General features: G+C 51.5%; 8 protein-coding genes and 1 pseudogene. 3 read left to right on the top strand and 6 right to left on the bottom strand.

Features of this window, described 5'->3' with window-relative positions; translation table 11 throughout:
* Positions 1 to 47 precede the first annotated feature (47 nt).
* Together BIY29_RS11065 and BIY29_RS11060 are read right to left on the bottom strand one after the other, a co-directional pair.
* A protein-coding gene (locus BIY29_RS11065) for an IS3 family transposase (protein WP_121575177.1) occupies positions 48 to 1183 on the bottom strand; the annotation gives its coding sequence in 2 pieces (ribosomal slippage) (positions 48 to 922 and positions 922 to 1183; 1137 coding nt in all).
* A gap of 68 nt (positions 1184 to 1251) precedes the next feature.
* Positions 1252 to 2340, bottom strand: a pseudogene (locus tag BIY29_RS11060) (aldehyde dehydrogenase family protein); the annotation flags it as partial.
* Positions 2341 to 2644: 304 nt separating this feature from the next.
* On the opposite strand from BIY29_RS11060, the gene fdhD reads away from it, so the two are divergent.
* The 3 genes from fdhD to BIY29_RS11040 all read left to right on the top strand — a co-directional run bounded on the left by fdhD (position 2645) and on the right by BIY29_RS11040 (position 6631).
* Complete coding sequence (gene fdhD, locus BIY29_RS11055) at positions 2645 to 3463, top strand: formate dehydrogenase accessory sulfurtransferase FdhD (RefSeq protein WP_121575176.1); 819 nt, start codon at positions 2645 to 2647, stop codon at positions 3461 to 3463.
* A 341-nt stretch (positions 3464 to 3804) separates the two neighbouring features.
* Positions 3805 to 4431, top strand: coding sequence for a superoxide dismutase [Mn] (gene sodA / locus BIY29_RS11045; RefSeq protein WP_121575175.1), 627 nt, complete (start codon positions 3805 to 3807; stop codon positions 4429 to 4431).
* 307 nt (positions 4432 to 4738) lie between these two features.
* A complete protein-coding gene (locus BIY29_RS11040) occupies positions 4739 to 6631 on the top strand; it encodes a methyl-accepting chemotaxis protein (protein ID WP_121575174.1) in 1893 nt (630 codons plus the stop codon).
* Positions 6632 to 6695: 64 nt separating this feature from the next.
* Here the strand turns inward: BIY29_RS11040 and BIY29_RS11035 are convergent, their stop codons facing one another.
* The 4 genes from BIY29_RS11035 to BIY29_RS11020 form a co-directional block, all read right to left on the bottom strand.
* Positions 6696 to 7052, bottom strand: a complete 357-nt coding sequence (locus BIY29_RS11035) for a YibL family ribosome-associated protein (protein WP_121575173.1) — start codon at positions 7050 to 7052, stop codon at positions 6696 to 6698.
* An 81-nt stretch (positions 7053 to 7133) separates the two neighbouring features.
* A complete protein-coding gene (locus BIY29_RS11030; protein WP_121575172.1) occupies positions 7134 to 7664 on the bottom strand; it encodes an MltR family transcriptional regulator in 531 nt (176 codons plus the stop codon).
* Between the two features lie 149 nt (positions 7665 to 7813).
* A complete protein-coding gene (locus BIY29_RS11025) occupies positions 7814 to 8962 on the bottom strand; it encodes a mannitol-1-phosphate 5-dehydrogenase (RefSeq protein ID WP_121575182.1) in 1149 nt (382 codons plus the stop codon).
* A gap of 64 nt (positions 8963 to 9026) precedes the next feature.
* Complete coding sequence (locus BIY29_RS11020) at positions 9027 to 10940, bottom strand: PTS mannitol transporter subunit IICBA (RefSeq protein ID WP_121575171.1); 1914 nt, start codon at positions 10938 to 10940, stop codon at positions 9027 to 9029.
* Positions 10941 to 11057: the final 117 nt, after the last annotated feature.

Genomic DNA, 11057 nt, shown 5'->3' with positions numbered 1-11057 from the left:
ACCTTGGATGATGTGGTCTAGCAATATTGGACACTCGTTAAGGTTTTTTACGCTGCATGCTTTTCTTTAGCATGCGGCGTCTGACCATTATTGAAGCTATGCGGCCTGCGTTGGTTGTAGTAATACGTCATGTAACTCAGGATATCTGTCTTGGCATCATCCACATTTTCGTAACCACATTCCGGTATCCATTCCGATTTCAGGCTCCTGAAGAACCGCTCCATTGGCGCATTGTCCCAGCAGTTTCCGCGACGGCTCATGCTCCGTTTAATCCGGTACTGACATAACTTTTGCCGATATGCCCGGCTGCTGTAATGACTGCCCTGATCTGAGTGGAACATCACGCCTTTGGGGCATCCTCTTGATTCATAAGCTATCCGCAGCGCATCACACGTCAGCACGCTGTCAGGTGATGACGATAAAGACCAGCCAATGACCCTGCGGGCATACAGATCCAACACGACGGCCAGATAGACCCAACGTTTTCCTGCCCAGATATACGTGACATCGCCGCACCAGACGGTATTAGGCCGTTCAACGGTGAAGCCTCGTTCCAGGTGGTTACGTGCATATTTGGCTTCATCTTTCGCTAAACGATAGCGATGCTTACGACGTTGTGTACTTTCAAGACCGGCCTCTTTCATCATGCGACGGGCTTTGTCTCTGCCAACCTCATGGCCTTCGGTTTTTAACGCGACCGATAGCGATCGTGACCCTGCCGCCCCGCGACTTTCCTGATGCAACTCGCACAGGCGTTCTCTTTGCTCCGCTCTGGCAGGTTGTTCAGGCACGCGCCGGTAGTAATAACGGCTGCGCGGAACGCCAAAAAGCAGGCACAGTTCGACGACAGGATAACGCTCGCTCAATATCCGGATCACTTCGAGCGAGTGAACGACTCTGACATTAAGAGAGCGGTAGCCTCCTTTAAGATATTTTTCTCGCGTTCAATTTTACGGATCTGGGCTTCGAGCGCCTGAATACGCTGCTGGTCGGGCGTCAGGGCTTTACCCACGTCCGGTGTTACGCCACCGCGTTCACTATTGAGTTGATGAACCCAGCGCTGCATCGCCGTTTTACCCACGCCCATAGCCTCGCAGGCCTGCGCAATAGAATAGCCACGATCAACCACAAGGCTTGCAGCTTCGCACTTAAACTCAGGAGAAAAAGCTTTTCGACCTTTCATTGGACACCTCTTATGTATTGGGGAAGTTTATCATCCTTAAGTCGTGTCCAAGATCATTAGGCCACATCAATATCAATATAATTGAGAATGGTATCCAACTGTCCGGCAGATACCTGCGCCCCCATCATAGTGTTGCTGTCCAGCGGGTTACCGATGCGGATCGACTCCACGCGTTTAATCGCCCTCTCCATAAAGCGATCGTAGATCGATTCCTGAACCAGCGCCCGACTCGGACAGGTACAGACTTCACCCTGATTAAAGGCAAACAGTGTGAACCCTTCCAGCACCTTGTCAAAGAAGCTGTCTTCTTTATCCATCACATCCGCAAAGAAGATATTAGGTGATTTGCCTCCCAGTTCCAGCGTAACCGGCGTCACGTTCTGAGCGGCATAACCCATGATTTGCTGGCCGACCTCGGTTGAGCCGGTAAACGCCACTTTCGCAACACGCTTCGAGGTTGCCAGATATTCGCCAATCTCGCTGCCCGACCCATTCACCACATTAATCACGCCCGGCGGCAGGATGTCCTGAATCAGTTCCATCAGGGTAAGCACCGACATCGGCGTCAGCTTGGCGGGTTTAAGCACGATACAGTTTCCCGCCGCCAGCGCTGGCGCCATCTTCCAACAGGCCATTAATAACGGGAAGTTCCAGGGAATAATCTGCCCCACCACGCCAAGCGGCTCATGGAAATGATAGGCAACGGTGTCACCATCAATTTCGCTGATCGCCCCTTCCTGAGAGCGAATGCAGGCGGCAAAATAACGGAAGTGGTCAATCGCCAGCGGGACATCCGCGCCACGGGTTTCACGAATGGGTTTACCGTTATCCCAGGTTTCCACATTGGACAGCAGGTCGAGGTTTTGCTCCATCCTGTCGGCAATACGATTGAGGATCAGCGCCCGCTGCTGCACAGACATGCCTCCCCATTCGGTTTTCGCCTTGTGGGCGGCATCCAGCGCATGATCGACATCCCGCGAGCTGGAACTGGCGACTTCACATAACGGTTGACCGGTAATCGGCGTCAGATTAACAAAATACTGCCCGCCGTCAGGCGGAACCCAGGCTCCCCCGATAAAGTTATCATAACGTTTTTTCAGATTAAGCGCGCCATACTCGTCGGAAGTAAGCCAGCCTTCAGATGTGACATGTGCCATTTCAGTCTCCTTTTCGCCGTCTGGGTTCGCGGCGGAGCCGCAGTGAAAATAGATGCAATGCGAAAACGGTCACTAAACAGTGTGCATGATTAAATCGTATGCAGGGATTGAGGTTTATAACAGCCTCTGGCAAAGGAGAATGTTAACTCTTCGAGGTGTATCACAATTCTGCAACCAATAAGAAACAAATATACAACCACGCTGCGTGCATGATCGCTGTTTGCGGAGAAAAATTCGCATCCGCCAGGAGGCAGTGAAATAATGCCTCTATTCATCAAAGGTTGTTAACTCACAGGTAGGTCAGGTGAAAGGCGTTAACGCACAAACGGTCAATCCGCTCACGGGGGCCTGTCAGTTCACGGTAAGCCATCAGGGTACGCTGACACAGCCACAGGCCGACTGGCTGGCGGAAGAAGTGCCGGTGGCGCTGGTATATAACGGTATTTCACATGTCGTTATGATGGCGTCGCCGAAAGACCTGGAGCTGTTTGCATTGGGGTTTTCGCTGTCAGAGGGCATCATTGCGTCACCACAGGATATCTACGGTATTGATGTTCAGCCCGTATGCAATGGCATTGAAGTTCAAATCGAACTTTCCAGCCGCCGCTTCACCGGCTTAAAAGCACGGCGCCGGGCGATGGATGGCCGCACCGGCTGTGGCGTCTGTGGTGTGGAGCAGCTATCGGAAATCGGCAAACCGGTTACCCCCTTGCCATTTACGCAAACCTTCTCGTTAAGTCACCTTGAACCCGCGCTGGCGCAACTGAAGAACGTACAATCGGTGGGCCAATTAACGGGTTGCACACATGCCGCAGCCTGGATTACGCCGGATGGTTTACTCAGCGGCGGCTGTGAGGATGTTGGTCGCCACGTGGCACTGGATAAACTGCTTGGTATGCGGGCCAAACAGCCCTGGCGGCAGGGCGCAGTACTGGTTTCCAGCCGTGCCAGCTACGAGATGGTGCAAAAGTCCGCCATGTGCGGCGTGGAGATCCTGTTTGCGGTTTCTGCTGCTACATCACTGGCCGTCGAGGTGGCCGAACGGTGCAATCTGACGCTGGTGGGTTTTAGCCGTCCGGGGCGCTCAACCATTTACACCCATCCGCAACGGTTGTATGAATAGCGGCGAAGAATCGAACATCCGGCACTCTCCAGTCTTATTCCCGATGGCAGATTCTTAGACCAATTTGTTTTTACCTCAGACTATAACCACATAAGCGATTGTTATCGTAGGTTAAACGCATGAAAGATAACCTCTCCTGGCGAGAATAATCATTTTCAATATCATTTAATTAACTATAATGAACCTAATCCTTACGCGGCGCTAACAAAAGCAGCGCTGCATACTATCGGTCTGTACCCGAAATATTGTGTACCAGAGAAAGAAATGGTGTACGACGTCCCTTTTCGGTACGACAACACTTCCGTACTACATTCAGTACAACAATCACGGAGATGCTAAACATGAGTTATTCACTGCCATCCCTGCCTTATGCTTATGACGCACTGGAACCACATTTCGACAAGCAAACGATGGAAATCCATCACACTAAGCACCACCAGACCTACGTCAATAACGCTAATGCAGCGCTGGAATCCCTGCCTGAGTTCGCCAAGTTGTCTGCTGAAGAACTGATAGCCCAGTTGGACAAAGTACCGGCAGAGAAAAAAACCGCTTTACGTAACAATGCGGGCGGCCACGCTAATCACAGCCTGTTCTGGAAAGGTCTGAAGCTGGGCACCACCCTGACTGGCGATCTGAAAGCAGCCATTGAGCGTGATTTCGGCAGCGTCGATACTTTCAAAGAAAAATTTGAACAGGCCGCGGCAACCCGATTTGGTTCCGGCTGGGCCTGGCTGGTGCTGAAAGATAACGGCAAACTGGCGGTGGTATCCACGGCTAATCAGGATAGCCCGCTGATGGGCGAAGCCATTTCCGGCGCATCCGGCTACCCCATAGTGGGTCTGGACGTTTGGGAACATGCCTATTACCTGAAATATCAGAACCGTCGCCCGGATTACATCAAAGCGTTCTGGAGCGTCGTAAACTGGGACGAAGCAGCCAAACGTTTTGCGGAAGCGAAAAAATAAGCTGTTTTCTTACCGTTGCAGAGCCTGACACGGTTGATCATTGAACAAACCGGAATAACAAATGTTGTTCCGGTTTTTATTATTGTTACCAAATATTCCCCCCCCTTTTGTAATTAATGAAAACGGATGGTAAAGTTTTCCCATCAATAGCCGATGAATTATATGTGATTCTATCGTATGGCTTTATATACAGATATGTTGTGTTTCACTCGGCAATCTCATGGTGCAACCGTCCATAATCACGGTATGGATAACAAAATGTACGCCAGAGTATGTATTCAGCTAATAAGATAGTGGAAGAAAAAAAATGGCTATAAAATTTGAAGATATTAACGTCGGTAAAAAATTAGGATTAGGTTTCTTTTTGATCTTAATCATGACGGTTATTATTGCTGGCGCAAGCGTCATGCATATTGAAGAATTAAAAGAAAGTATTGATAAAGTCAATTTAAGCAACAATATCAATGATGAAATTAATCAGGCCAAATATTACCGGGTGCGTTATAGCGCAACCTACTCCCCGGAAGATATGAATCAAAATATGATTCATATTGAAAATATCAATACGTATGTCTCTCAGGCCAAAGATTGGAACTGGCTTGAAAGTGCCAGAGAAAAGTTTTCTCATATCGAAACCATTATTGCCGAATACCGGCAAAGACAAAAAAGCTATATTGATGCCATCAACAAAAAAGATGACGTCAGGAAAAGCTGGAACATTTCCGAAACAGGCAAACCATTAAAGCAGCTCGGCGATCAACTAAAAGCTGACGGCAACGACATTACGCTTCAGTTACTCCTTTCCGATCTTCAGCAGAAATTAACGGCGGTTCGTTATCATGTCCGCGGTTTGTTGTTATCTCTCGATAAGGAATCAGAGGAAGAACTTGCCAAAGCCATTGATGATGCACAAACTTCGTCAACCGCGTTGTACCAGAATCTGTCCAACGAACAGCAAGCAATCCTCGCGCCTGTCCGGAGCACCCTGGAGACTTATGAAGAGCGGGCCATGGCTTATATGCCCGCCTATCAGGAAGAGCAGGCGCAGGCTAAACAGATGATCGCCAGTGCGGACGCGCTCAATGCGACTATCCAATCCCTGCTGCACGATCAGCTAGAGCTTACTCAGCAGGATATTCGTTCTTCCGAGATACAGATGGTCGTTACCGCGCTGATTACGCTTATCCTGGGGATCATGGTTTCCTGGTATATCTCACGCCAGATTACGACACCGCTGAGTAACACGCTGGATATGGCCGAACGTATCGCTACCGGCGATCTCACCATGACGGTCAATACCGCCCGCCGCGATGAACTGGGTCAACTCATCAGAGCAATGGCGAAAATGAACGCCAATCTGCATAACATGATCGACGATATCCGCGTCGGTGTCAGCCAGATCTTCACCGCGTCAGGGGAGATCGTGGCGGGTAACACCGATCTATCCTCACGCACAGAACAACAAGCTGCCGCCGTTGAGCAGACCGCCGCCAGCATGGAGCAACTCACCGCAACGGTCAAACAGAATGCAGACAATGCGCATCACGCCAACACGCTGGTTATCAGCGCAACCCAGACGGCGAAGCAAGGCGGTGAACAGGTGAACAATGTGGTGAAAACCATGAACGACATTGAGCACAGTTCCAAACGTATTGCCGAGATCACCTCGGTGATTAACGGCATCGCCTTCCAGACCAATATTCTGGCGCTGAACGCCGCAGTTGAAGCCGCCCGTGCCGGTGAGCAAGGCCGTGGTTTCGCCGTGGTTGCCGGTGAAGTTCGCAATCTGGCACAGCGTAGTTCGCAGGCTGCCAAAGAGATTGAGGGACTGATTGCCGAGACGGTCAGCCAGATCGGGCGCGGCGCCACCCTGGTCGGCAATGCGGGTAAAACCATAAATGATGTCGTCACTTCCGTGACGCAGATACATGACATCATGGGTGAGATAACCACGGCTTCGGATGAACAGAGCCGTGGCATTGCACAGGTCAATCAGGCTATTGTGGAAATGGACAGCACCACTCAGCAAAACGCTGCGCTGGTTGAAGAATCCTCTGCGGCTGCGGACTCTCTCGAAGAACAGGCGACGTTGCTCAAACAGGCCGTTTCCGTATTTCGTCTTGCAAACTCACAAGACGACGCCACGCCAGCCAGCATCGCGCTTTCCAGCTCATCACCCCAGTTGGGCTACCGGCGGTAATACCTGTAATACGTCGGCGGTCATCACGGGTGACACCTAAACCGTGATGACCACGGCATCAGACTTAAAATGGTTTAGCGGCGTAACCCGTCATCTCTTTTAAACCCAGTTCACGCCCCAGCGCCGTCATTGGGTGCACGACGATCAATCCGCGTACACTTTTCTTCAATGCCCCCATATTCGCCTGCTCTTTTTTGGTAATAGCGCGGCTAAACGGCAAGCGGGTCAGCTTTTGCGCTTCCTGGCTGAGTTTTTGCTCTCTTACTTTGCGCAGGCGCTCAATCTCCGCCGTCAGCTTCTCGCACTCCGCCATATTGAGCGTGATAGCCTCTGCATCCCCCTGTGCAAGCAGCGCGTCTTGTTTACGGTTCAACTTGTCCAGTTGATCGCTGAGGCGTTTTATTTCTTCTTGCTCTTTCATAACCTATAAACCTGTATAACCGGGAATCATGCGGGGCATAAGCATACACTAAACAGGTTGCGAACGCAGTGGAGGCGGGGATCAGAAGGCTTTTTTCAGGCTGATGCGGGAAATCAGTGTGGTAAGCGACAGCACCAGCGTGGAGCGAATCATCTGCTGATAGCGCTGTTGTCGCATACCAATCAGTAATTGATCGGTAGGGTCGCCGCCTGTGGGAAAAGCCGGTTCTTGAGGCAATGCGCTGACACAATGCAACTCGCCAATCGGGCCAAGAATTTCATCATCAGTAAAACGATAATCATGCTCGTCGTGCGCCAGCTCTTCACCCAACACCATCAATAATTCGGCATCTTCATACTCTTTACGGCTGATCATGCCCAATCCATAAATCAGCTTGAGGCGCACGCAAAGATCGCCAAGCGGGCCGGTTCCCGTCATCAGTGGTTCAACCGCATATTTAACCGCGTAGTCATCCTTGCGAAATACCTGCAACATCAGAATGCTGGCCGCCTCAGCCAGCAGTTCAACAGCCCGGAGCATAAAACTGCGTACCGTCGTTGCTGAATTCAGTGATTCAAGAACCCGGTTTTCAAACGCCTGTGTCTCTTCCATCGTCACTTCTCGTACCTTTAACCCGTGCGCAGATTTGCCTTACCCCGGAAACATGCTTTACCGGTGGATACGGCGATGTCGGTTATAACCAATATCGCCTGTTCCGAACGCACCCAGGATCAAAACTGCCTTGTGCCGAGAGGCGCCGATTACTGCATGGCGTTATACACATTCACCGCCTGCGCGACAACCTTACTGTCGGCATCCAGACCGGAAATCTGCGCCAGCGCAGCTTGTGGGCCAAGATTTTGCAGTAATGCGGCCAACTCCTGTGCCTGCGGATCCTGCTCGCTGCGGTAGTGCAGCGCCGCAGCAATACCAATAATCAGGTTATCGTGCGGCAATTGATATTCCAGCGTACCCAGCAGCGGCTTAATCAGCCGATCACCGGCACTCAGCTTGCGCAGCGGCTGGCGTCCCACACGTTCTACATCATCGTGCAGGTAGGGATTTTCAAAGCGGCTGAGAATTTTATTGATGTATGCCGCGTGCTTACCGGCATCAAAGCCGTAGCGCTTAATCAGCACCGCGCCGCTCTCTTCCATCGCCCCTCTGACCACAGCGCGTATCTCCGGATCGAGGATGGCGTCGCGGATAGTCTGATGTCTGGCCTGCTGGCCAAGATAAGCGGTAATGGCATGGCCGGTGTTCAGCGTAAACAGTTTGCGTTCAACAAATGCCATCAGATTATCGGTCAGTTCCATACCGGGGATGGCAGGAGGCTCGCCGCTGAACTGCGTCTGGTCAACAATCCATTCACTGAACGTTTCCACCGTAACCGCCAGCACATCGCTATTGCCTGCCTCTGAAGGCGGCACGATACGGTCAACGGCGGAATCGACGAATCCCACATGCTCCACCACCCACTCCAGCTTATCTTCCGGCAGCAGTTTCAGCACATGCTGCTTAAGCTGGCTGGTGCCGCGCACCATATTTTCGCAGGCAATGATGTTCAACGGCTGCAAATTGCCATTATCATGACGTTTCACCAACCCCTGAGCGACAGTGCCGGCAATCTTTTCGAGAATTTGCGGCCCTACGGCCGTCGTTACCAGATCGACTTCGGCAATCAGCGCCACCGCCTCCTGGCTGCCGCTGTGAACCGCACTAACGTTACTGACGGTATCAACCTGGGTTTGTTCACCCACAATATGCACCTGATAGCTTTTGCGACTGTTCAACGCATCCAGCAGCGGCTGACTGACGTCAGCAAACGTCAGTTCGATATTGGCATCGGCCAACAGTTTGCCAATAAATCCACGGCCAATATTTCCGGCGCCAAAATGTAATGCTTTCATCATGCTTTAACCTTTTAAAGCGAAAAATCAAAAAGAGGCCGCCCCAGGCGGCACCGCCGTATAATCAGGCGCTCTTTTTATCGGACAACAGCTCAAGCACATCCTGCACGTTCTGGGTATGTGTCAGACGCTCAATCACCGATTCATCATCCAGCGCCGTGGTCAGGCTGGTAATCACCTGAATATGTTCATTATTACGAGCAGCGATACCAATAACCAAACGTGCGATGTCATCATCATTCTCACCAAAGCGCACGCCATCGGGATACTGACAGAAAACCACACCGGTTTTCAGTACCTGGTCTTTCGCTTCAATTGTCCCGTGCGGCACCGCGATGGACTCACCCAGATAGGTTGACGTCAGCTTTTCACGTTCCAGCATGGCATCAACATATGATGGTTCAACGTAACCACCTTTCACCAGTTGTTCACCGGCAAAACGAATGGCCTGCTCTTTATCCGTTGCGTGCTGATTGAGGAAAATATTCTCAGCACTGAGCTGGAAAAGATGTGGCTCTGCAATGGTATCCGCCGGTTTGGTCGCCGTCACAGACGCATGAGAAGCGCTCCCCTGAGCCGCGACCAGCCGCGCCGCCAGATCACTGTACAGATGGCTGTCGAGAAAATTGGTCAACGAGATATGCTGGGCCTGCGGCGCATGACGCATGGCGCGCTCAGTGAGGTCACGATGCGTAATGACCAGATCGACATCGTCCGGCAAGTTGTTGATCGCGCTGTTGGTCACAGAAACATTCGTCAGCCCGGCATCCTGCACTTTCTTGCGCAGCACACCTGCCCCCATCGCGCTGGAACCCATACCCGCATCACAGGCTACGATGATTTTACGCACGGTACTCATATCACCGCTGACACCGGTATTTGTACGATCCAGACCTTTAGCGGACGATTTCAACTCTTGCATACGCCGGGTGGCATCACTCAGATCTTCCTCGCCTTTGCTTTTCGTGCTTTTCAACAGGATGACAGAAACAATGAAGGACACCGCAAAGGCTGCCGCGATCGCAATAATATTGGCGAAATACGCGCCTTTCGGCGTCATGGCCAATACCGCCAGAATAGACCCCGGAGACGCCGGAGAAACCAGACCGCCACCCAGTACGTTCAGGGTAAATACGCCGGTCATACCCCCCAGGATCACCGCAATAATCAGGCGCGGATTCATCAGCACGTAAGGGAAATAGATTTCGTGAATCCCACCGAGGAAGTGAATAATAGCCGCCCCCGGCGCAGACTCCTTCGCATTACCGCGACCGAAAAACATATACGCCATCAGTACGCCCATACCGGGGCCTGGGTTAGCTTCGATCAGGAAGAAAATGGATTTGCCGGTTTCGGTTGCCTGCTGAATGCCCAGCGGCGAGAAGATGCCGTGGTTAATGGCATTGTTCAGAAACAGAATTTTTGCCGGTTCAACAAAAATAGAGGTCAGCGGCAACAGGTTATTGCGCACCATTACGTTAACACCGGCGGCCAGAACCTGAGAAAAGACTTCGACCAGCGGGCCAATGGCCAAAAACGCCAGGATCGCCAGCAACATGCCGATAATACCGGCAGAGAAGTTGTTGACCAGCATTTCAAAACCGCTTTTGATTTTGCCGTCAACCATGCCGTCGAAACGCTTAATGGCCCAGCCGCCTAACGGGCCGACAATCATGGCGCCAAGGAACATCGGAATATCCGTGCCAGCGATCACCCCCATAGTGGTGATCGCCCCGACCACGCCACCGCGTTCGCCAAACACCAGACGACCGCCGGTATAACCGATCAGCAACGGCAGCAGATAGGTGATCATTGGGCCTACGAGTTTCGCCAGCGTCTCGTTGGGGATCCAACCCGTAGGAATAAACAGTGCGGTAATAATACCCCAGGCGATAAATGCGCCGATATTGGGCATCACCATATTGCTTAAAAAGCGACCAAAGTTTTGAACTTTGATCTTAATGTCTGGTGAAAGCATAAAAACACACCCCTATTGAGACGCGCTGACAATAAGAGCGCGTGATAGTTATCGTGAGACGGTGTGAGAACTATTCATCACATGAATGTCCCCATCAGTTTTGCTGTATGCAACGCG

Origin of the sequence: Brenneria alni (assembly GCF_003666245.1) — a bacterium.
GTDB lineage: Bacteria > Pseudomonadota > Gammaproteobacteria > Enterobacterales > Enterobacteriaceae > Brenneria > Brenneria alni.
This window is presented reverse-complemented; position numbering and strand designations above follow the sequence as displayed.

What these genes read in the sequence shown, in the direction of transcription:
- sodA (WP_121575175.1), top strand. Translation starts at nt 3,805, where the DNA reads ATGAGTTATTCACTGCCATCCCTGCCTTATGCTTATGACGCACTGGAA.
- BIY29_RS11040 (WP_121575174.1), top strand. Translation starts at nt 4,739, where the DNA reads ATGGCTATAAAATTTGAAGATATTAACGTCGGTAAAAAATTAGGATTA.
- BIY29_RS11035 (WP_121575173.1), bottom strand. Translation starts at nt 7,052, where the DNA reads ATGAAAGAGCAAGAAGAAATAAAACGCCTCAGCGATCAACTGGACAAG.
- BIY29_RS11030 (WP_121575172.1), bottom strand. Translation starts at nt 7,664, where the DNA reads ATGGAAGAGACACAGGCGTTTGAAAACCGGGTTCTTGAATCACTGAAT.
- BIY29_RS11025 (WP_121575182.1), bottom strand. Translation starts at nt 8,962, where the DNA reads ATGAAAGCATTACATTTTGGCGCCGGAAATATTGGCCGTGGATTTATT.
- BIY29_RS11020 (WP_121575171.1), bottom strand. Translation starts at nt 10,940, where the DNA reads ATGCTTTCACCAGACATTAAGATCAAAGTTCAAAACTTTGGTCGCTTT.